The 22,291-nt window shown below is 57.9% G+C and carries 13 protein-coding genes; 5 read left to right on the forward strand and 8 right to left on the reverse strand.

Features of this window, described 5'->3' with window-relative positions:
* The first annotated feature begins 95 nt into the window (after window positions 1-95).
* Complete coding sequence (locus DX909_RS08300; RefSeq protein WP_128544680.1) at window positions 96-1,625, forward strand: serine hydrolase; 1,530 nt, start codon at window positions 96-98, stop codon at window positions 1,623-1,625.
* Here the strand turns inward: DX909_RS08300 and DX909_RS08305 are convergent, their stop codons facing one another.
* Window positions 1,626-2,591, reverse strand: coding sequence for a cytochrome c family protein (locus tag DX909_RS08305; RefSeq protein ID WP_128544681.1), 966 nt, complete (start codon window positions 2,589-2,591; stop codon window positions 1,626-1,628).
* A gap of 261 nt (window positions 2,592-2,852) precedes the next feature.
* On the opposite strand from DX909_RS08305, the gene DX909_RS08310 reads away from it, so the two are divergent.
* The 3 genes from DX909_RS08310 (at window position 2,853) to chrA (ending at window position 6,081) form a co-directional block, all read left to right on the forward strand.
* Complete coding sequence (locus DX909_RS08310; protein WP_128544682.1) at window positions 2,853-3,563, forward strand: superoxide dismutase; 711 nt, start codon at window positions 2,853-2,855, stop codon at window positions 3,561-3,563.
* A gap of 172 nt (window positions 3,564-3,735) precedes the next feature.
* Window positions 3,736-4,692: an isopenicillin N synthase family dioxygenase gene (locus DX909_RS08315; RefSeq protein ID WP_128544683.1), complete on the forward strand. Its 957-nt coding sequence runs from the start codon at window positions 3,736-3,738 to the stop codon at window positions 4,690-4,692.
* Between the two features lie 177 nt (window positions 4,693-4,869).
* On the forward strand, window positions 4,870-6,081 hold the full coding sequence (chrA, locus tag DX909_RS08320) for a chromate efflux transporter (RefSeq protein ID WP_128544684.1): 1,212 nt from the start codon (window positions 4,870-4,872) through the stop codon (window positions 6,079-6,081).
* Window positions 6,082-6,086: 5 nt separating this feature from the next.
* Here chrA and DX909_RS08325 read toward each other — a convergent pair whose 3' ends face one another.
* Complete coding sequence (locus DX909_RS08325; RefSeq protein ID WP_128544685.1) at window positions 6,087-7,949, reverse strand: ABC transporter ATP-binding protein; 1,863 nt, start codon at window positions 7,947-7,949, stop codon at window positions 6,087-6,089.
* A gap of 137 nt (window positions 7,950-8,086) precedes the next feature.
* On the opposite strand from DX909_RS08325, the gene DX909_RS08330 reads away from it, so the two are divergent.
* Complete coding sequence (locus DX909_RS08330; RefSeq protein WP_128544686.1) at window positions 8,087-8,599, forward strand: low affinity iron permease family protein; 513 nt, start codon at window positions 8,087-8,089, stop codon at window positions 8,597-8,599.
* Here the strand turns inward: DX909_RS08330 and DX909_RS08335 are convergent.
* From DX909_RS08335 to DX909_RS08360, 6 genes are read right to left on the reverse strand one after another with little or no spacing between them, the layout of a single operon-like run.
* Window positions 8,584-9,456, reverse strand: a complete 873-nt coding sequence (locus DX909_RS08335; protein WP_128544687.1) for a glycosyltransferase family protein — start codon at window positions 9,454-9,456, stop codon at window positions 8,584-8,586. The genes DX909_RS08330 and DX909_RS08335 overlap by 16 nt on opposite strands.
* A gap of 26 nt (window positions 9,457-9,482) precedes the next feature.
* Window positions 9,483-10,397 (reverse strand): PorP/SprF family type IX secretion system membrane protein, encoded by a 915-nt coding sequence (locus DX909_RS08340; protein ID WP_128544688.1) that lies wholly within the window; start codon window positions 10,395-10,397, stop codon window positions 9,483-9,485.
* 53 nt (window positions 10,398-10,450) lie between these two features.
* Window positions 10,451-12,814 carry an OmpA family protein gene (locus DX909_RS08345; protein WP_128544689.1) on the reverse strand — a complete coding sequence of 788 codons (2,364 nt, stop codon included), beginning with the start codon at window positions 12,812-12,814 and terminating at the stop codon, window positions 10,451-10,453.
* 25 nt (window positions 12,815-12,839) lie between these two features.
* Window positions 12,840-13,829 (reverse strand): PorP/SprF family type IX secretion system membrane protein, encoded by a 990-nt coding sequence (locus tag DX909_RS08350; protein WP_128544690.1) that lies wholly within the window; start codon window positions 13,827-13,829, stop codon window positions 12,840-12,842.
* Between the two features lie 13 nt (window positions 13,830-13,842).
* Window positions 13,843-19,971 (reverse strand): T9SS type B sorting domain-containing protein, encoded by a 6,129-nt coding sequence (locus tag DX909_RS08355; protein WP_128544691.1) that lies wholly within the window; start codon window positions 19,969-19,971, stop codon window positions 13,843-13,845.
* Window positions 19,934-22,168 (reverse strand): DUF11 domain-containing protein, encoded by a 2,235-nt coding sequence (locus tag DX909_RS08360; RefSeq protein ID WP_128544692.1) that lies wholly within the window; start codon window positions 22,166-22,168, stop codon window positions 19,934-19,936. The genes DX909_RS08355 and DX909_RS08360 overlap by 38 nt, the downstream gene beginning before the upstream one ends.
* Between the last annotated feature and the right edge of the window lie 123 nt (window positions 22,169-22,291).

Consider the following 22,291-nt stretch of genomic DNA (forward strand, 5'->3'; position numbering starts at 1 on the left):
CCCGCAGACCAACGGTTTGCGGGCTTTTTTGTGAAGGGCCGGCTTGCCTTCCTCGCCTTCCGTCGGTACCTTTCCTGACCCTGAACAACCGACGCATGAAGAAGTACGCCCTTTCGCTCCTGTTTTTCGCTTTTTTTCTATCTCCCGTCACGTTTGCCCAGACCCCCCCGGCCTTCCTCACCGACAGCCTCGATGCCTACATCGCCCGGGGCATGAAGGAATGGGAAATACCGGGTCTGGCCGTCGCCGTCGTCAAGGACGGTAAAGTGGTGGTTTCCAAAGGTTACGGCGTACGGGAAGCCGGAAAGTCCGAACTCGTCGATGAGAACACCCTGTTCCTGATTGCCTCCAACACCAAACTGTTTACCGGAACGGCCCTGGCGACGCTGGAAGAAGAGAAAAAACTTTCGCTCAACGACAGGGTAACCCGCTATCTGCCCGGCTATGCGCTCTACGACCCCCATGCCACCCAGTTAGTAACCCTCCGCGACCTGCTCTGCCACCGCCTGGGAACCAAGACGTTCCAGGGTGACTTCACGTTCTGGGACAGCAACCTGAGCCGCGCCGAAGTGATCCGGCGGATGCGGCTGCTCAAACCGACGGGGCAGTTCCGGCAGGATTACGGCTACTGCAATTCCGGTTTCGTCACGGCCGGAGAGGTGCTGGCGAAAGTGACGGGGCAACCGTGGGAACAATACGTCGAAAGGCAGATTCTGAAGCCGCTGGGTATGACCAACACCTACATGCTCACGTCCGGCGTCGCCGACCGTCCCAACGTCGCCCGGCCGTATACGACCAGTTTCGGTCCGCTGAACCGCATTCCCTACGACAACGTCGACAATCTCGGCCCGGCGGGCAGCATGGTTTCCTGCGTGAAGGACCTCACCAAATGGCTCCTGATGCAGCTCGACAGCGGGCGGTACGAAGGAAAGCGGATTCTGCCCTGGTCGGTGATTCAGAAAACCCGCGACGGTAACATTCTGGTCAACAGCCGGGCTTCCCGTCGGTATCCGACCCACTTCGCGGCCTACGGTCTGGGGGTGTTCATGACCGACTATAACGGAAAACAGGTCTATTGGCACACCGGCGGAGCGTTCGGTTTCGTGACGAACACCTGCTTCGTTCCGGAGGCCGGTTTGGGCATTTCCATCCTGACCAACCAGGACAACCAGAGTTTTTTCGAGGCCCTGCGGTATCAGATTCTGGATGCTTATTTGAACGTGCCGTATACCGACCGGAGCCGGACGGCCCGGGCCCTGACGCTGCCCCAGATCAAAGAGGAGAAGGAGCAGGTGGCGGCATTACAGGAACGCGTGGCCCGCAAAAAGCGGCCTTCGCGGCCCCTGGCGGCCTATGCCGGCACCTACGGCAACGAACTGTACGGCACCATCCGGATTTCGACGGAGGGAGACGCCTTAAAAGTTACTTTCGAAAATCACCCGACCCTGACCGCCCGGCTCGACTACATGGACGGAGAGGAGTTCCGGTTGACCTATTCGAATCAGGCGTTCGGCATCTTCCCGGCCAAATTCACCACCGGCGGAAATGCGGTTGAAGCGGTTGAAATCAAAGCCAGCGACTTCGTCGAGTACGACCCCTACACCTTTACCAAAACCGGAAAATGATCACTGCCCGAAACCGGAGGCAATCTCTACCTTGTGTTTCGAGGGTTTGACCGTTTTGAGGTAATCATAGATGGCGCCCAGATCGTCCTCGGTCATTCCGGCATACATCGACCAGGGCATGACGGTATTGAACCCTTTACCGGTTTCGGGGGCGTTGAACGAGGCCGGGTCATAGGTTTTAAATCGGCGGATAAAATCCTGGCGGGTCCAGGAGCCGATGCCGGTTTCGGGGTCGGGGGTGATGTTGGCGGTGCGGAGGGTTCCGTTCGCCAGCCGGATTTCGTTGCCCCCGGCGAAGGGAGCTTTTTTCACCAGTCCGCCCATCGTCCGCCGGGTATGGCAGTCGGCACAGCCCGCCATCGTGACCAGATAACGGCCGTATTCGACGGTATTGCGGGCCTCCGGCCGGGGCTGGAAATGCGCCTTGTGGGGCATCATCTTCATGGCCAGCCGGATGGGACCGGCGGGTTTTGAGGCCGGCACCGGGTTGTTCACCGGCTCCAGGGTCCGGAGATAGGCCACGATGGCTTTGGCGTCGGATTCATCCATTCTTCCGTAATTCAGGTAGGGCATCAGCGGAAACAGCGGCTTTCCGTTCTTCGACACGCCCGTGGTCATGGCCAGCAGCACCTCCGAATCCGACCAGTCCTTCAGCGCGAAAGGCGTTATATTTTTGGCGTAATAAGTGCCGGGAAGGCCGAAATTCTTTCCAAACTCCTCGCCCCCGCCCCCCAGCGTTCCGGGCACCAGCGGCCCCGCCAGCCGCGTGTAGTCGCGTCGGGAATGGCAGTCCATACAGACCGCCACATGGTTGGCGAGATACCGCCCCCGCTCCATCCGGGCGGGTGAGTTTTCCAAGGATATGGTTTGAATCCGGCCGGTTTGGGGGGAATAGGCTTTCGGACGAACGCAGCAGGCAAGAACGACCGGCAGAGCAAACGCCGTCAGAAGAAAGATTCGGTTCATTGGATCAGGTTGTTGTTTACCGCAATCAGGAGGCCCAAAGATAGACAATGGCGCTGCTCCGACGGCAGAGAGGCCCTTTGCTTTGAGTAAACGGAAAGCCGCCGGGCGAGTACCATTTTCTTCGCTTCCTGAATTCCGGCGATTCTGCTTCCGTACGGGCGTAATTTCACGGAAAAACTCGCTTTATTTGCCTTACTGAAAACCGCACACCCGCAAACGGTTTTCCATCGAACCGACCATTTACATTAAACCATTCAGAACATGAATCGCAGTGAGTTTTTAAAACTGGCATTTGGTAGCGCCCTGAGCCTGAAAGCCCTTCAGTCGTCCGCCTTCGGGGCACCTTCCCAGGCCGAAGGCCCGTTCAAGTTACCGCCCCTACCCTATGACTCTGGTGCCCTGGAACCCTATATCGACAAGCAGACGATGGAAATCCACCACGGGAAACACCATAAGGCGTATGTCGATAACCTCAACAAGGCCGTCTCCGGCGGGGCCATGGCCTCACTCTCGATCGATGAACTGGTGAGAAAAATTGACGCCGGCACCCCAGCGGCCATCCGCAACAACGGGGGCGGCCACTGGAACCATACGTTTTTCTGGAACATCCTGGGCGCGGGCTCCGGCAAACAGCCGTCCGGCAACCTGGCCGAGGCCCTCAATAAAAAATACGGCTCCTTCGACAAGTTCAAGGAGGAATTCGGCAAGGCGGCCGCCGGTCGTTTCGGCTCCGGCTGGGCGTGGCTGATCGTCAGCGGCCGCGACGTGGATATCGTCTCGACACCGAACCAGGACAACCCCCTGATGGCCCTGGCCGAGAAGAAAGGCACGCCGGTGCTGGGCCTCGACGTTTGGGAACACGCCTACTATCTGAAATACCAGAACCGCCGTCCGGAATACGTAACCGCCTTCTGGAACGTCGTCAACTGGAACAAAGTCAACGAGTTATACAATGCCGCCGTGAAGGCTTGACGGGAGGCTGAACCACCCCCCTGCCCCCTCCTTACCAAGGAGGGGGTGGCTTCGCCGGTTTTGAATCTGGCAGCGCACTCCCCTCCTTGACAAGGAGGGGGTCGGGGGTGGTTCACCTTTTTCTCTAAATTACTATCTTCGCGCCCAGAAATTGCAAACGACATCAACAACCATGAGTGACATTCTGTATGATGAAATTCCGTCCCTCGATCTGGCGGATTTTACGTCGGGTGACCCGGAGCGGAAAGCGAAATTTGTGCAGGACCTGGGGGCCGCCTTCAATAACATCGGTTTCGTAGCGATCAAAAACCACGGCCTTACCGGGGACCTGACCACCCGGCTTTATGATTCGGTTAAAACGTTTTTCCAGGCCGAGGATGCCGTAAAACAGAAGTATGAATTTCCTGAACTGCACGGCCAGCGCGGGTATGTCGGCAAGAATAAGGAAACCGCCAAGGGCTTCAAGGTGGCTGACCTGAAGGAGTTTTACCATGTCGGACAACCCGAGCCGATCGACGGCATGCCGGAGAACGTTTTTCCGGAAGAATTTCCGCAGTTCCGGGAAGACACCCTCACCACCTACCGGACGCTGGAGAACGCCGGCCGTCAGTTGCTCCGGGCCATCGCCCTTTACCTCGGCCTCCCGGAAGACTATTTTGAAGATAAGGTGGATCACGGCGACAGCATACTGCGGGCCATCCACTACTTCCCGCTGAACCCCGACCTCGTGCCCGAAGGCGCCGTCCGTGCGGCCGCCCACGGCGACATCAATCTGATCACCCTGCTGATGGGAGCCAGTGCGGAAGGGCTGGAGGTGCTTCGTCGCGACGGCAAGTGGATTCCCATTACCGCCCTGCCCGACCAGGTGATCGTCAACGTCGGCGATATGCTCGACCGGCTGACGAACCACAAGCTGAAATCGACCATTCACCGGGTCGTCAACCCGCCCCGGGAGAAGATGAACAGCCCCCGGTATTCGATTCCGTTTTTCATGCATCCCCGGGGCGACATGGACCTGACCTCCCTCGAAAGCTGCATCACCCAGGAATCCCCGCAACTTTACGAAAACCTGACCGCCGGACAATTCCTCGACGAACGGCTGCGGGAACTGGGCCTGAAGAAAAGCTGAATCGTTCGTTTTAAGGCTGAACAGGGCGGAGAGAGGTTGGAGGAGACCGGCAGGGCCGAATACTCAACGGTTTGAATGACAAGTTCAATCGAACCGTTTGTGTTGGTATTTTCGGATGCGTATATTGCTGCAACCAACGGCCTCTCTGCCTGAAAGCCTACCGTCTGAAAAAAACGTATGGCATCCTACCTCCCCACTCTGCCTCCCATCGCACCGGTTCGGCGCATACGTTACCTTATTTTCCTGAAAGACGTTCTGATCCTGGCCCTGACCACCTTCGGCGGGCCGCAGGTGCACCTGGCGATGATGCTCGACCGGCTCGTGACGCTCCGGCGGTATGTGACCGAAGCCGAACTGATGGAGCTGAACGCGCTCTGCCAGATTCTGCCCGGTCCTACCTCCACTCAAACTATCACGGCGGTCGGTTTCAAGATCGGCGGGCCGAATCTGGCCTATCTGACGGTCCTGATCTGGGCGCTGCCGAGTGTGCTGATCATGCTGGCCGTCGCCCTGGCCATGTACTACATCGAGCAGCGTTCGATCTCGCTGGGCTTTACCCGCTTCATTCAGCCGATGGCGGTGGGATTTCTGATCGTGGCCGGTTACCGCATCGCCCGGAAGGTGATTCGGAACCAGATGGGGCTGGTGCTGGCGGTCATTTCCGTCCTGGCCGCCTACGCCTTCCCTTCCCCTTACATTACACCCATCGTGATCGTAGCCGGCGGGCTGGCGACCGCGTTCAGCTACCGGAAGCAGGAGATGATGGAGAAAACCCCCATCCGGATTCAGTGGGCCAACTTCTTTCTGTGGCTGGGCGTCCTGATCGGCGCGGCCATCCTCGGGGCGGTCACCAAATCGCTGCCCGTGCGGCTCTTCGAGAACTTTTACCGCAACGGCAGCCTGGTGTTCGGGGGTGGGCAGGTGCTGACGCCCATGCTATACAACGAGTTCGTCGAATTCAAACGGTATCTGACTCCGCAGGAATTCCTGTCGGGGCTGGCCATCGTCCAGGCGACGCCGGGACCGGTATTTTCATTTGCCTCCTACATCGGCGCCCTGGCGATGCGGGATGACGGGGTGAGCGGCCAGATTCTCGGCGGCTTCATGGCGACGGCCGGTATCTTCCTGCCCGGTACGTTTCTGATCTTCTTCGTGTACCGGTTCTGGAATCAGCTGAAACGGTACCGGGCCGTTCGGGCGTCGCTGGAGGGCATCAATGCCGCCAGCACCGGGCTGACGGCTGCGGCCGCCATTTCCCTATTTCAGCCCATGTCGACCAACTGGATTTCGGTGCTGGTCGTCGTCACGACGATCCTCCTGCTGGAATACAGCAAAATACCGCCTTACGTGCTGATTCTGGGCGGGTTATTCGCCGGCTTCCTTTTCTGACTCCCTTACTGATAGCCCCGGGCCTGCAACTGAAACAGTTCGGCATACCGGCCGTCCTTTTCGAGCAGCTCGCTGTGGCTGCCGATTTCGAGCAGGTTACCACCTTCCAGCACCAGAATCCGGTCAGCCATCCGAACCGTCGAGAACCGGTGGGAGATGATCACCGACGTTTTTCCTTCCGTCAGACGGGCAAACCGCTGAAAGACTTCGTATTCGGCCCGGGCGTCCAGCGCAGCCGTCGGTTCGTCGAGGATGAGCACCTGCGCGTCGCGCATATAGGCCCGGGCCAGCGCCACTTTCTGCCACTCCCCCCCCGACAACTCCACGCCCTTTCCGAAACTTCGGCCCAACTGCTGCTCATAGCCGCCTTCCAGCTTGGCGATGACGGAATCGGCCAGACTGCGTTCCGCCGAGGTCACGATCCGGGGCTGATTGGTCCGCTCATCGATGTCCCCGACGGCGATGTTGATACCGGCGGACATCTTGAACCGGACATAATCCTGAAAGATCACACTCACGTTCCGACGCAGATCGAGAAGGTCGTAATCTCTCAGGTCGTGACCGTCGAGCAGGATACGCCCCTCCGTCGGGTCATACAGCCGCGCCAGCAGCTTGACCAGGGTGGTTTTGCCGGCCCCGTTCTCACCCACCAACGCCAGCTTTTCGCCGGGAGCGAGGGTAAAACTCAGGTTGCGAAGCGCCCAGCGATGGCTGTTGGTGTATTTGAAACCGACATCCTCAAAGACGAAGCCCTGCCGGATTTTTTCAGGAAACCGCAACGGCTTTGTCGGAGAGTGAATGAGAGGCCGGATCTGGAAAAAATCGAACAAATCCTGAAGATAAACGGCTTCCTGGGTCAGGCTGCTGAACTGGAGAAGGATGCCCTCCATCGAGGCCCGCAGCTGCCGGAAGGAACCGGCCAGAAAGGTAAGATCCCCGATGGAGATGGAACCGCTGATGGCGCGGGCCACGATCCAGAGGTAGGCGCCGTAATAACCGGCCGTACCGACCGCCGTCAGAACCGTTCCCCAGCCGGCCCGCCGGATCGAGAGTGCCCGGTTTTTCAGGTAATATTGCCACGAAAGCGTCCGGAAGCGATCGACCAGAAAATCCGACAACCCGAAGATTTTCACCTCCTTGGCCGTTTCGTCCGATGCGCCGACGAACCTCAGGTAGTCCAGCTCACGCCGTTCGGGGGTCCAGCTTCGGGAGAGGGAATAGCTTTGCTGGTTGAAGTAATTGTCGCCGATGAAGGCGGGCGTGACGGCCAGCAGTAACAGGACCAGAAGCCAGGGGTTGAATACTGCCAGACCGGCCGCAAGGAACCCGATCGAGATGATTTCCTGTGCCTGATTGAACACCCCGGAAAGCAGAAAGGACCGGCCGGTGGTCTGTCGGCGCGCCCGTTCGAGCTTGTCGTAAAAGGTGGCGTCCTCAAACTGTTCGAGGTCGAGGGTGGCCGCATGTTCCATCAGCCGGACGGACGTCCGGTTCGTGACAAGATCGCCCAGGAGGCCGTCGAGGAGGCTGGTCAGCCGCCCCAGCGCGGTCGAAAGAATCGCCAGGGCGAATTCGGCTCCTACCAGCAACCACAGGTAGTTCGTATCGGCTTCGGCACCGGCCGGCCGGCCGGTGGCCAGCCGCACGACTTCGTCGATCACCAGTTTCCCGATATAAAGCGTAAGGGCCGGTATGGCGGCCCGGACCAGTCTTACGAGAGCGTTGCCGATAAACAAACCCGGAGAAGCCTGCCAGACCATCCTGAAGAAGGCCGGCAGGTTGGAAAGGGCGCTTAGCCGGTCGCGCCAGTTCAGTGTTTTTTCAGTATTATTTTCAGATGGATTAGCTGGTTTTGAAGACTTTGCCATATCCACAGTACAAGCCCGAAATTATTTTGGTTCATAGATGAGATTTAATTCCCATTTAATAGGAAAGTCGGGGAAGGGGTGCAATTTAGGATCAATGAAAGTTTTAGGAATACAAACCTGATGAGGATCCCTCAGCTATGAAAGAGAATTCATTTGCCTCCGCTTTTGAACGATTCGCCAATAAAGTCACCAAACTGGCCGGAAGTTCAACCGCCTTTTTCATTGCCTTACTTACGGTCATTGTATGGCTGGCCTGCGGGCCTATTTTTCACTACTCCGACACCTGGCAGCTGGTGATCAATACCGGTACGACCATTATCACCTTCCTGATGGTTTTTCTCATTCAGAAGAGCCAGAATAAAGACTCGATGGCGATTCAGCTGAAACTGAATGAGTTGCTGGCCTCCCAGGACGGTGCCAGCAACCGCCTGCTCAACATTGAAGACTTATCCGAGGAAGAGCTTATCGCGCTGCACCGTTATTTCCAGATTCTGGTGCAGAAGGCCAGAAAGGACGACAACATTACGGCCTCCCACTCCATCGAGGAAGCGGAGGAGCGGCATGAAGAAAAGATGATCGACCATCAGAAAGACAAAGCCCGGCGGCATCAGAAAACCAAAACCGCGGGAGCCGGTCAGATCAGCCGGTAGTTCCGGTATTCTCCGATGCGCCGGCCGGTCAGGTTCTCGATCACCTTCAGGACCCGGTTTTTTGGGGAAAGCCTTTTCTGCCGGATGTCGAAGTCGAATTGCCAGTCCATGCGCCCGATGCGCGGCTGCATGACGGCCGGATGCGTCCCGTCAAACAGGGCCAGCGAGTCGACCGTGCTGTAGTCAAAGTCGGTCAGTTCCTGGCGCAGGCGGTCCATGTGTTCGTCGCTATGCCAGTAACGGCCGAAATTGCCCAGTTTGCGGACCTGCTTTTCCGGCGGTTTTACCCAGCCGTAGTGATACATCGTGGCCGCGATCAGCCGCACGTTCAGCTTGCGGTTGTCGCGGGTCCGGAAACCCTGGGCATCCCGGTAGGAAGCGACGTTCCCGGTGTTCCGGACCACCCGGATTTCCCGGCGATACCACCGCCGGGAATCCCCGACGTATCGGTAGGAACCGTAAAAATGAAGGTACTTCAGTAACAGGCCCTCCACCCGCCGGTCGTCCTGGTGCTGTTCCATGGCGGCCCGAACCACCGGAAGGTACTTTTCATGCAGCACCTCGTCGCCCTGTATGTAAAACGCCCAATCTGTATCCGGTGAAACGGCCGCCAGCGCCTTGTCCGTCTCGACGGCCAGCACCCGTCCCCCCTCGCGCAGCGTATCGTCCCAGACCGTTTCCAGAATCCGGATTTTCGGTGAATCGATGCCCCGGATCAGGTTCAGCGTATCGTCTTCCGACTTCCCGACCGCCACGACGAACTCATCACAGATCGGCAGGATGGACCGGATGGCCTCCACGATCGGGTAGTCATACAGAACCGCATTTCGGATGAAGCTGAAACCGGAAACTTTCATGGCGTAGAGCTTGGGGGGCCGCTGATTTACTGGTACAGAAAATTGATCGGGCTGGGCGTGAAGCGGAAAATGATTTCATGAACGCTTTTCTGCGGGAAATACGGGTATTCGATCGTCTGGCTGCTGAAGGAATACCCCACCCGGATGGTGTTCGCCAGCTGATATTCAGCCATCAGCACCACATAATTCTGCGTACTGATGAGGGTGCTGTTGTTGGCCCGGTACGAAATGCCCAGGCCAAGTTTCTGTTCCAGCCAGGCTTTGGCGTTCAGGTCGATACCAAGCGGAAGATCATTCTGCTGGGTCAGCAGGATCGACGGCAGAAAGACGATGCTTTCCCCGGCGTCGAACCGCCCCCCCAGATTCACGAAGAGCGGGCGCTGGTAGGTAAGGGGAGCCGCCTGGGAAACCGCCAGAGCCAGCGGCCGGCTGACGAGTTCCGGCTTCGATATTCCGGCCCAGAACCGGTCCGCCTGGTAATAAATGCCAAGCCCGAAACTGGGGAGCACTTTGTTGATGCCGGCCGAGGTGGACGGATCATAGATCGGAAGAACATTGATTCCTCCCGAGGCCCCGATGGACAGTTTGGAAAGGGCGGTAACATTGAACCGGTACGCAATTGCCCCGGAGATCCCGGTGGCCGAATAGAGCCCCATCCGATCGTTCAGAGCCAGCAGCCCCAGACCGACTTTCCCGCCCGGGAGCGCGCCGTCGGCCCCGAAAGTCTGGGTAACCGGGGCACCGGGAACCGAGAACCACTTGCGCCGAAAAACCGCCGTCATACTCAGCACGTCACGGCTGCCGGCATAGGCCGGATTGATGGTCAGCGGGTTGATCATATACTGGGAATACAGGACTTCCCGCTGTGCAGACACCTGCTGACCTCCGGCAATCAGCAGAATGGAAGCAATCGCAAAAGTCCGGACGAAGGATCGAATCATTCAGGAAGGTTAAGTTGAAATCAGGCCTACGAAGGTAGTAAAGTTAACCAGGACTAATCAACCCGTAAAATTTTAATTTCCGTCCGCCGGTTATACTGGTGGGCGGCCTCCGAACACGGAACGCCGTCGCGGCAGGAGTTCAACGGATTGCTTTCTCCGTACCCTTTGGCCGTGACACGCCCGGCGGAAATGCCTTTCTTTCGAAGGTAAGCTGCCGCCGACCCGGCCCGTCGTTCCGACAGGACCTGATTGTAACCGGCCGGAGCCCGGCTGTCGGTATGCGACCTTAATTCTATTTTCATGGTCGGGTACCGCTTCATCAGCGCGGCCAGTTTATCCAGCTCGGCGGCCGCATCCGCCCGAATCATCCACCGGTTGAGGTCATAATGAATGTTTTCGATCCGGAGGATGTCCCCTTCCGTAAACATGGTTACATCGGCGGCCGTATCCGAACCGGCCCGGACGCCGGCTCCGGCCGTCCCCATACAATCCCGAAAGGCTTCCACGAAATAATGGCAGCCCGGGTCGACAAAAAAGGCATAGGTGCCGTCGGCCCCGGTGAAGGTTTCCAGCACGGTACTGTCACATTCGCTCCGGATGACGACCCGGACACTGTCCAGAGGCAGGCGGCCGGTTTGCGACAGAATCCGGCCCTGAATCCTGGCCTTCTTTTTCAGGGGTACGTGCATTGGTATTTCCAGAAGCAGGGGCAGGTCGTCGGACAGCCCTTTGGTTGAAAATCTTACCCGTCCGGGCTGATAGCCCTCCAGAAACGTATCGAAACGGAAGTCACTTTCCGGGTCAAGGCAGAGCCGGACATTGCCTTCCTTGTCGGTTTGCCGGGTGTTTTTCTGATCCGGGACCTCTTTTTGTTCCACCTCGACCCGGGCGTTTACAAGCGGTTTTCCCGATTCGGCGTCGACCACACGTACCGTCAGTTCCCGGCAGGGATACAATGGGCTAACCCGTTGAAAGCGGTAAATGTCGTCGTCGTTCCCTCCCTGCGACCGGTTGCTGCAGAAAAAGCCGTGGATTCGCCCGCCGTCGGTAAGCATACCGAAATCGTCCTGGGATGAGTTGAAGGGCTCTCCCAGATTCCGAACCGACCGGACGCCGGTTCCCTCGGTCAACTGGGCATAAAAAAGGTCCAGCCCACCGAGTCCGGGGTGGCCGTCCGAAGAAAAATACAGGTTGCCCCGGTCATCGACGAATGGAAACAATTCATTTCCCACGGAATTGATCGAACTACCGAGATTGACCGGATCGGTCCACTTGCCGTCGACAAGCCGGGAAACGTACAGGTCGGTTCCGCCAAAACCGCCCGGACGGTCGGAAGCGAAATACAGCAGCCGGTCGTTGGGGCTCAGGGCAGGGTGGCCGGTTGAATACGCATCGCTGTTGAAGGGCAGTTCCTGCAGGTTCAGCCAGGCACCGCGCCGATTTTCGGCCGAATAGATTTTCAATTTGTTGACTCCTTCGGCACTGACGCCATACCGGCCCCTGAAGTAGTTATTTCTCGTAAAAAAGACCCAGGATCCATCTTTGGTAAAAGCGGCCGGCCCTTCATGGTACTTTGTATTCAATGCCGGGGAAAAGCGCCGGGTGGGGCCGATGTCCGTCCCGGATGATTCGGGCAGAGGACCGGATAAGTCAGGCCTGAATCCGACCGTCGGAGAATCATTGGCAGTCGGTCCGGTGTTCTCATCCTCTCCGAGTCTCCGGGGGGTTCTTCCGGCTGTTTTCCGGCGGGTGGCCGCTTCTCCGCTCAGGGAGGCCACAGGGTCTTTCAAAACCGGCGGTTCAGGCAGATAATACAGATCGAGGAAGGCGGTGTGATCCCACTGGAAAACCCGTTTCAGGGCATTACCCTGACGGCGGTTGGTCACGAATACCAGGCCGTCCCGGTAATAGGTGGGGCTGAATTCCGCCCGGTTGGTATTGATTCCAAGAAACTCGATCCGGTAATTTCCGGCATCGCGTGTCAATACGCTGAGGTCACTGTACAGATTCGAAAAGTGTTTTCCCCGGGGGTCTTCCGGCCGATACCGGTCATAAAGACGATAGATTTCCTGAGCGTCCCGGTACTTTCCGTTCCCGGCGAGGGCCTGAGCATAATACAGGTAGCAGGGCAGGAAGTCCGTCGTCGGTTCTTTCAGTCCACGGATCAATTTCTCGTACACCCGCTCCGCATTCCGGGAGTCGTGTAACTGGCGGTAGCTGAAGGCCAGTTTTTTCAGGATGGGCCGCTGCGCTTCCTCCGACAGGATCGTCCGGTTCAGCACCTGTTCGTATAATTCGACCGCCTGGGCGTAGGCCAGATTATCAAATTCATGGTCAGCCTGCCTGAGCACCGACTGAGCCCTGACGGAGCCGAAAAGCCAAAACAGAAGGCACCAGGAAACGTAGAGTCGGAGCATACGGTAGGGTTTTCCGTTCGAAGCCTCAGAAATACCGGGGTGTCAGGATCTTGTTTTTCCCGAAGCCGAGTTCGTAGCGGATCATAAACTCGTGGGAGGGCAGCCGGAACAGTTTCAGGTTGTTCAGCATCTTGTCATAGGCATACCCCAGCCGCAGTTGCTCCGAAATCTGCACTTCCACGATGCCGACGATGGCGTCCTGATTGTATACTTCCCCATTCACCCGGGCACTCTCGTAGCTGTTGAACTGGTTGCGCCGGTACGAAACGCCCAGAGAAAGCCGGTCGGCGAGCCAGAAATTGACGTTGCCGTCGATGCCCAGCGGAGACCCTTCGACATATTTCACCAGGGCCGACGGCTTCAATTTTAGTGTCGGGCTAAGGCCAACCACAAATCCGCCCATGGCATAGAGATGGCGACGCTGCCGGGCGCGCTGGACGCCCGAATCGTAATCGGTCAGCCGGTTTTTCACCAGTTGGGGAACCGACAGCCCGAAATAAGTACGATCATTGCTGATGTAAATGCCGGTTCCAAAATTGGGCAGGATTTTGGAAATATTCTGGGCAAACGCCGGGTCACCGCCCTGATCGGTCCGGACGCTCGCCAGATCGGCCCGGAAACTGCTTGCCCCGGCCTGAAGCCCCAGCGCGAGGGTGGTTCGGTCTCCCACCCGAATCCTAAACGCATAGGAAGCATAAGCCCCCGTCGTATTGTATTCGCCGATCCGGTCGTTGAACAGTTGCAGACCCAGCCCTACGCGCTCCCGGTTGACCGGCATATCCAGCGTAAACGTCGTCGTTTGGGGTGCGCCCTCTACCCCTCCCCATTGGTTCCGATACATGGCGGTCATGCTCAGCACATCCCGGCTGCCGGCGTAGGCCGGATTCAGCGCCATCATATTGAACATATACTGCGAAAACATATGGTCCTGCTGGGCCAGGGCGGGCCGGCTGCCCGCGAGGAACGCCAGGAAGAGGGCCGTCCTCCCGCATTGAGATAAAATGCTTCCTTTCATGGTCTTAAAGTTATTAGCGATTGATAGTCATGAATCTGATGAACCGGCGCCCGTCACTCAACCGGATGACGTAGAAATAGGTCCCATCCGGCACCCCTTTCGACGCTGACCCGACCCGAAGACCGGTATTGGTCGTGCCGTCCCAGTCGTTCCGGTAGTCCTCACTGCGGTACACGGCATGACCCCACCGGTTGAAAACTTCCAGGATGACTTTGGCTCCACCCGTGTTCCGGATGACGAACTGGTCGTTGATATGGTCACCGTTTGGAGAGAAGCCTTCGGGAATGATGAGTTCTTCCGCACTTCCTTTCAGCAGCAGCGGGGTGGGCACTTTCTCGAATTCCTCGGTCGGATCGTTGTTGCCGTTGATATCTGGGTTAAAACCGTCGGTCGACAGATCGGTGACCGTATCCGATCCGGCCAGTGCGGTGGCATAGACACGGCTCAGGTAGGGTGCGGACCGTCCGTCGGTCCGCACCCGAACCTCCACCAGAAGGGTGTCGCTTCGCCCGGCAGGCAGTTTGCTGCCGGATTTCAGGAGACCGGGCTGGGCCTCTCCGTCAAACTGCTCGTTGACAAGCAGTTGTGTACCTGCCGAAACCCGGATGGGATGCGTGACGGTGAAGGAAGCCCCGCTTGTGGTATTGAATACTTCGGAAAGCCGTTTCTGCAACTGGACCGATGTAAGGTCGATGCCGGAATAGTTTCGAACGATTACCTGATAACCAACCTTATACGTACCATCCGGCTGGAGGGTGGTATCCCGGACGGCCAGCGCTGCCCCGATTTTCGGTTCGGCCGACAGGCCCGGCAGGGTCACCATCGTCGGAACGCTGTTGTTTCGCGGGTCAAGATCGTTGTCGGGGTCGGGATTGGACCCGGCGGTCGAGGTATCGGCGACCATGGCCCCTCCTTGAAGCAAGGCACCGGCAACGGCGGTATTGTCGAAACGCCGGGTGCGGCTGTTGCGAACGTCGACCCGGACGGTCAGGGTAATGTTGCGGCTGGTTCCGCCCGGCAGAGTGCTCAGGGAATCGACCAGCAGGTTTGTCAGCATGCCCTGGCCGGTGTAGGTCGTATCGACCGTCAGGCCGGCGTCGGCCGTTATTTTCGGTTTACCGGGGCCGATCAGAACCTCCTGGCCAAAGGCTTTCCCGAGGTCATCGATCACTTTCACCTTGCGAAGTTCGTCCCCACCCATATTCTTCAACCGGATCCGGTAGGTAATCTGGTAAGCCCCGTTACCCAGATCTTCCAGCTTTTCTACCGCCTTCGCAACCCCCAGCAGGGAGGGCGGCAGGTCGAACCGCAGGCCGGTCGGAATGCTGCCTACCGGATGCGGATTGAAGCCGTTGTTGGATAGGTCGGTAACCAGTGTATCGCCGTATTTTCCCTCCCCGACTACCTGCGTGTAGAATGGTCCCATTTTTCCGTTGGGCTTGATATTGACCGTGATCCGGACGGTATCCTGGGCGCCCACCGGCAAGCTGCTGACCGTACTGTCGAGCAGGGCGGCAACTCCATGCCCGTCATATCCGGCATTCGGTTTCAGCGTGCTGTTTGTTCCAACGGACGGCGGACTTACTACGGTAAACTGGGTTGGTGTGTGAAAGGCCGCGATGAGGCTGTCGGACAACTGCACGTTTTTCAGTGGGGTGTTCCCGTAATTTTTGACCGTAACCTGATACGTCACATTATAGCTGCTGTCGACCCGTTGCTCAACGCCGGCTACGGCCAGAGCTACCCCGATCTGCGACGCCGGTGGTGAGTCGAAGCGGGCCGGCGTCGGCTCGCTGTTGTTATTGGGATTCCCGTCGTTGTCGGGATCAGCCTTTTTACCGTTCGTAGACTGGTCTTCCAGCGTCAGCGTATCCAGTTTGGCCACCAGATAAGCCTGATTCATAAAGGTTTTGGTCAGACTTCCATCCGGATGCAGCCGGACCTGGACCTTCAGCACGATACGCTCCGTAGTTCCGGCTTTCACCACACTGGCCGTATCCAGCAGTTGGCTGTGCCCTACCCGGCCGGTGTATGCAGAGTTTACCCTGATCAGGGCAGGATGCTCCGGCATCACCTGCACCGACTCGATCACATGCGGATCGAATACCGACTGAACATCGTCATTCACCTGGACCCGTCGGGCATCCCGGTCGCTGTAATTGGTCACATTGATTTCGTAGGAAAATTCATACAGGGTCTCTTCCTTCTGTTCCACCCCTTTCAAGGCCTTGGCCATCCCGAGCACCATGGCTTTCGCCACCGTGCTGTCCTGAATCACCACCGTGGCCTTGTTGTTGGAAAGATCCGGGTCTACCTGGTCCAGATACGTGATCTCCACCAGACTGGAAATCGGGCCTTTGGTCAGCAGACGCGCCTTGTAGTGGAAGGAAACTTCATCATTTTCCGGCAGGATGGTAATCCAGGCGCCCAGGTGACCGTGCGCGTCGACCACCAGATTTCCCGGCGATACCAGTTCCAGACCCGAAGGCAGGATGATTCGGATATCACTGTGCGTAGCCGCGCAACGTCCTTTATTGCCCAGTTTAACGGTGAATGTGACGGTTTCCCCGACTTTCGGGCGCAGGTTATCGGCGGTAACTTTAACATACATGTCAGTCCGGCAGGTATCCGTATTACAGTCGAAAACCGAAACGTCGATCATGGTCGGGGCGCTGTAACAGCCTGAGAGACTCCGTTCGAAAGCATAGAAGACTCCCCGGCCCACGGAATCCGGACGGATGACGATGGGTGAAGCCGGCTTGTCGCCCGTTCGGAATTCGAAACGGCCGCCCGCCGTCACCGGACTGCTTTCAATCAATTCGGTCAGGTCGACCGTATGGCCCGGACAGGTATTCCGGGCCATCATGGGGGCCACAGGCGATTCAATCGGCCCGCTGACCGTGATGCTTACCGGGTCCGAGGACAGCGAGGTACATCCCTTCCCGTCGACAAGCTGCACCGAGTAGGCCCCTCCGGTTTTCACGAGCAGGCTCCGGCCGGTTGCCTGGGTATTCCAGAGGTACTTATATCCTTCCGGCTGCGCCGTCAGCACGATCGAATCGCCGTGACAGAGCACCGTTTTGTCGAAACTGACGGTAGGTTTGACCGAAATTCCCTGAATGGTAAGCTTGAGGGAAGCGAAAGCCGGCTTGCAACTCCCCGCTCCATCCGGATCGTTCGTCGTCAGGGTCAGTGTGACCGAGCCGGCCTGAATATCGGCTGTGGAGGGTTTGTAGGTAGCGTTCAACAGGCCCGGATTGTCAAAGACGCCCGTTCCGCTGCTCGTCCAGACGGCGCTCGTGGCGGCCCCGCCGATCACCCCGTTCAGTTTATAGTCCTTGGCGGCACAGATGAGGGCGTCGGAGCCGGCCGTAACGGAAGCCGGAGAGGTGGTGCAAAGAGGCACCTGGTTGCAGTTGCTGATGGTAACCACCACCTTCCCGGGCTGGCTGAAACATCCGTTTATCGTTTTTTCGAAAACATAATACGTACCGGCCGGAACCGACCCGGGGGTGGCGACCTTTGCCGCCGGGTCGGGGGTGGTGCCGTTGTAAAACTCAACTACCCCGCTTGTCGTCGATACTGAACCGCCGACAGCCCTGTTAAGATCGGCGGTGGCAAAGGGGCAGACGTTCGAGATGTTCAGAGCCACCGGCGGCTTCACTTTGGGGTAAACCTTTACTACCACCTCGTTGGACTTCCCACTCTTGCAGGATGCCGAATTACAGCAGGTGGCGGTATACGTGGCGGAAGTGGCCGGAGAAATGATCAGCTGCGGCCCGACCTGATTGTTGGACCAGACCACATAACCGCCGTCACAGCCCGAAGCCGTCAGGGTTACGGAGGCACCGAAGCATACCGTCCCGCTGGTTGCGGAAATAGTCGGGGACGCCGGCGAGCTGACTTTAACGGTATTCAGCGGAGATTTGTCGCTCACACAGCCCCCTTTGTTACAGGTGGCCCAGTAATCCGTCGTAGCCACCGGCTGGACGACAATACTGGTTCCCGTCGCGCCCGTCGACCACACCACCGTTCCCGGGCAGCCGACGGCCGTCAGTTCGGTCGTTTCACCCGGACAGATGACCGGTTTTGAGGCTGCGATGGTAGGTGCATACATCGTAATTACGGACACGCTTACCGGATCGGAGGCCTCACTCCGGCATTCCTCACTCTGCCGGCAAACCGCCGTATACGGTTTATGGGCAGTGATGTTGGTAAGAACGAGGCTGGTTCCGGTCATACCGTTTGACCAGAGGACCGTCCCGCCCGAACAACCGGTGGCGGTCAGCGTTACCGATCCGCCATAGCAAACCAAGGGGTCCGATGCCGACACCCGGGGAGCGGTCCCGGGGCAATCTCCTTTTACTTTGATGACGACGGTGGCGGGATCACTCAAACAGCCGTGAATTTTGCACTGGGCGAAATAACTGGTGGTAGCTGTGGGATTGACGGTGATACTGGTACCGGTCGCGCCGGTCGACCAGATGATTTGCCCGCCGACGCATCCGGTGGCCGACAGCACCACCGCTTCTCCCGGCGTAATCTCGGTTTTTGAAGTCGTTACGACAGGCGGAACAGGCGTGCCTACTACGACCGTATAGGATTCCGACGGGTCGCTGGAACATTGCTCGCTCCGGCAGACGACTGAGTAGATCGTGGTCATGGAAGGCGAAACCACAATGCTGCCGGTGGTGGCTCCGTTCGACCAGAGGGGCGATCCTGTACAGCCTTCGACGGTCAGGCGGATTTCATCCCCGAGGCAGATCCTTCCCTCCGTGCATTTACAGACCCGGATGGTCGGCTTTGGTGGAGTGTTCACCAGAACCGTCACTTTGGCCGGGTTGCCGTTGCATTGCTCGTTCATGCGGCAGGCGGCATGATATTCCGTTGAACTGGTAGGCGAAACGACCAGGCTGTTGCCCGTCGCACCGGTCGACCACACCACCGTTCCTGCCCCGCAGCCGGCGGCCGTCAGGGTAACCGGTTCTCCCTTGCAGACGGCCGTTGCGGAGGCCGTCAATGTCGGCACCGGAGCGTTGCTGTTGCTGACGTTGACCACGAGGGCATTGGAAACGCTGCTCAGACAGTTATGGACTTTACAGGAAGCCGTGTAGGTAGTGGTATTACCGGGCATGACCGTAATAAGGCTGCCCTGCATATTATTCGACCAGACGATCGTGCCGCCTTCACATCCGAGGGCGGTCAGCTGCACGGCTTCCCCGGCACAGATCAGCGTCCGGGACGCTTTGATAATTGGTGCCGCCGGATTGACGACAACGACGGAAACCGGCTGTGAAAGTTCACTCTGACAGCTTCCGATTTTGCAATAGGCACGGTAGGTGGTGTTGGCGGTCGGAGCCACACTGATGCTGCTACCCTGCAGATTATTGGACCACAAGACGGTCCCCGAACAGCCCATCGCCGTCAACTGAACCTGGTTGCCCAGGCAGACGGTATCCGCACTGATGTCCACGGATGGCGGCTGCGGCTTCGAAACGGTTACGGTTCGGGCAGCCGATACCGGGCTGATGCAGGTACCCTGCCGGCACACCACCGTGTACGAGGTGGTTTGAGAAGGTGAAACGTCAATACTCGCCGTGGTTTGGCCGGTCGACCATTGAGGGATTCCGCTGCAATTTGAAATCGTCAGAACGGATTTTTCTCCCGGACAGATTTCCTCGTCGCTGACCGAAATCTGAGGTATCGGCAGCGGGCCGGAGTGGATGGTTACCTTCTGCGACGGCCCGCTGAGACAGTTGAGAATCCGGCAGTTGGCGTAGTAAGTGGTCGGGCTTTCCGGCGACACGACGATGACATTTCCGGTAACGCCGGTCGACCAGATGACCTTGCCTTCGCAGCCGGCGGCCGTCAGCGTGACGGACCCGCCTGCACAAATGGTATAGGAGTCGGCCGTAATGGTCGGGGGCTGTGGATTTGAAACCTTAATAATGATGGGCTTCGACGGCTTGCCGAGGCAGTTGCCGACTTTGCATTGAGCCGTATAAGTAGTTGATACCGTCGGCGTTACAAGGACGGACGTTCCCGTTGAGCCGGTCGACCAGATGACGGTGCCGGTGCAGCCGTCCGCATGCAGGGCCACTTCGTCACCCGGACAGACGGAAGTCGTGGCACAGGTGATCACCGGCGGCAGAACGCTTCCATCGGGACAGGAACAACTGGAAGGGGGGGGAAACCGCGATGGTAACCGTCCGGGTAAGGGTGCAGTTCGGACCCCCGCTATCGCTAACGATTACCGTATACGTAGTAGCACTGGTTATATTTCCGGCGGTGACGCTGCTTCCGCTCGAAGCCGACAAACCGGGTCCCGCCCATAGAAAGCTTAGATTTCCTGTGCCCCCGGCGGTTACCGACAGCGTCACGCTTCCGCCGGAACAGACCGCCGGTTGAGAAGCGGAAACCGTAGCCGACAGATTACAGGGCTGTACCGGGGGCGGGCAGGTGCCGACCACGACACTGGTAGTGGCCGTCGCAGTACAACCTTCTGTGTTGGTGACTACCACCGTGTAATTGCCGGAATGCATAGCGGTGGCTAAAGAAATTTCGGGATTCTGCAGGTTGCTCGTAAAACCGTTCGGCCCTTTCCACACATAAGAAGCTCCCCCTGAAGCACTTAAGTTTATCTTCGCCGAAAGGCTGGTTGCTGGAGGGGCTCCTGCACAAACGGTTGAACTGGTCGCAGAGGCTACAGGTGGTGTACACCCGCAGGGTTTGACGATCACAGGCGAGGTGGCGGCTTTGGAAATACAGCCATTCGGACTGGTAACGGTTACGGTGTAACTGCCGCCATGAGTCGTCTGAGCACCTGTGACGGTTACGCTTTGCCCCGAAGAATAAAACCCGTTCGGACCATTCCAGATATAAGCAAGAGGCCCGGGGGCGCCCGTGGCGGTTGCCGACAGGCTGAAGCTGCCTCCGATACAGGCGCCGGCACTGCCGGCTTGGGCCACGATTACCGGTTTGGGCAGAACGGAAAGGGTGGTAATAGCGGTTCCGCTGCAACCGGCCGCTCCCGTTACGACCACCGTGTAACTGCCGGCATAGGCAATGGTAGCTTCCGGAATGACCAGATTCTGCTGCGAGCTGGTAAACCCGTTGGGACCGTACCATCGGTAAGAGGCCGCCCCGGCCGTGGCCGACATCAAGATGGGGTTCCCTTCGCACACCGGACTATTGCAGGTCGCAGTCGGCAGGGTTCCGATGGAAACCGTCGTTCCGGCCGACGTCGTACAGTTGGCAGCGTCGGTAACTTTAACGGAATAAACGCCGGCATTAGCCGTTGTGGCTACGGGAATGGTCGGATTCTGGCTGGTACTGGCAAAACCGTTCGGCCCCGACCAGACATACTGGTAAGGGCCGGTGCCGTTCTGAATGGACGCACTCAGGCTTAGCGGCCCCGCTTCACAGGTTGAAGAAGCGTTGACATTCACCGCCAGCCCGCACGCCGGCCCCGGGATCACTTCAATGGGGCAGCACCCTCCTACGGGGCAACTGCCCATCGTTCCGGTAAATGCATAAACACCGGGCGACTTGATTATCAGGGTACTTCCGCTGGCCACCGCCTGATCGGCCGCAAACTGGGTCTGACCATTCCGTGTCCACTGGACGGCCGTTACATTGATCGGTATGGTTACCGTATATTCTTCGCCCGCATACCAGTGGATCGGTACCGTGAAACAGGTAAGTGCGATGTCGTCTTCGGATAGAATATGATTGTTGGGCGTGGAATTGGGATCGGTGCCCTGCATGGCGATGATTTCTGCCGCATTGAACCAGACGCCCCTTTCGATTACTTTAGCTTTCAGTTCCAGAACGGCGGAATCGCCGGCGGCAATCGTTCCGATGTTCCAGATTCCGCTGCCGGATGAAAACGTAAAGGAACCGGTTCCCCGCAGAATTGAATGACCGGTGTAACCGGCTCCTGCTGCCAGATCATCTTTAACGACGACCCCACCGGCAGCCGACTGGCCGTCATTGGCAACTACGACCGTGTAAGTGATGATATCATTCAGGCCGGGGTGCGAATGACTCACCTTCTTATGAAGATATAAATTCGGCTGAGCCGTCTGACCGGCTACCGCAGCGGCATAAAGCAAACCGACCAGAAATGAACTGAAAAAAGCTGCCGGTCTTCCGGCCTTCCAATTTTTTAATTGCAATGCCAAACAAATGAAGACCTCAACAATGAAGGAATGGCTCCGCCGGCGTTCCGAACCGCCGGATAGGGTCACGGTGCGGTCATGCAGATGTCTGCCGATGGGGTAGTTTTTTCCAGAAGGGATGGTTACTGAATCCGGTGTAGCTGTTCTGTTCATCTGCATAGCTATTAATTCACTCTCCGACAATCTTCGCTATTCAGCATAGTGTGCCTGTCTTTCTGACTTCATAAGCCGAAAAAAGTCACGTGCTGAGGAGGAGGATTCGTTGAAAAGTTTTATAGCTGT

Origin of the sequence: Larkinella soli (assembly GCF_003703975.1) — a bacterium.
Classification (GTDB): domain Bacteria; phylum Bacteroidota; class Bacteroidia; order Cytophagales; family Spirosomataceae; genus Larkinella; species Larkinella soli.

Excerpts from the sequence above, each read along its gene's own strand:
- DX909_RS08335 (WP_128544687.1), bottom strand. The coding sequence starts at position 9,456 with ATGAAAGTTTCCGGTTTCAGCTTCATCCGAAATGCGGTTCTGTATGAC.
- DX909_RS08325 (WP_128544685.1), bottom strand. The coding sequence starts at position 7,949 with ATGGCAAAGTCTTCAAAACCAGCTAATCCATCTGAAAATAATACTGAA.
- DX909_RS08360 (WP_128544692.1), bottom strand. The coding sequence starts at position 22,168 with ATGCAGATGAACAGAACAGCTACACCGGATTCAGTAACCATCCCTTCT.
- DX909_RS08340 (WP_128544688.1), bottom strand. The coding sequence starts at position 10,397 with ATGATTCGATCCTTCGTCCGGACTTTTGCGATTGCTTCCATTCTGCTG.
- DX909_RS08315 (WP_128544683.1), top strand. The coding sequence starts at position 3,736 with ATGAGTGACATTCTGTATGATGAAATTCCGTCCCTCGATCTGGCGGAT.
- DX909_RS08305 (WP_128544681.1), bottom strand. The coding sequence starts at position 2,591 with ATGAACCGAATCTTTCTTCTGACGGCGTTTGCTCTGCCGGTCGTTCTT.
- DX909_RS08310 (WP_128544682.1), top strand. The coding sequence starts at position 2,853 with ATGAATCGCAGTGAGTTTTTAAAACTGGCATTTGGTAGCGCCCTGAGC.
- DX909_RS08350 (WP_128544690.1), bottom strand. The coding sequence starts at position 13,829 with ATGAAAGGAAGCATTTTATCTCAATGCGGGAGGACGGCCCTCTTCCTG.
- DX909_RS08300 (WP_128544680.1), top strand. The coding sequence starts at position 96 with ATGAAGAAGTACGCCCTTTCGCTCCTGTTTTTCGCTTTTTTTCTATCT.
- chrA (WP_128544684.1), top strand. The coding sequence starts at position 4,870 with ATGGCATCCTACCTCCCCACTCTGCCTCCCATCGCACCGGTTCGGCGC.
- DX909_RS08330 (WP_128544686.1), top strand. The coding sequence starts at position 8,087 with ATGAAAGAGAATTCATTTGCCTCCGCTTTTGAACGATTCGCCAATAAA.
- DX909_RS08345 (WP_128544689.1), bottom strand. The coding sequence starts at position 12,814 with ATGCTCCGACTCTACGTTTCCTGGTGCCTTCTGTTTTGGCTTTTCGGC.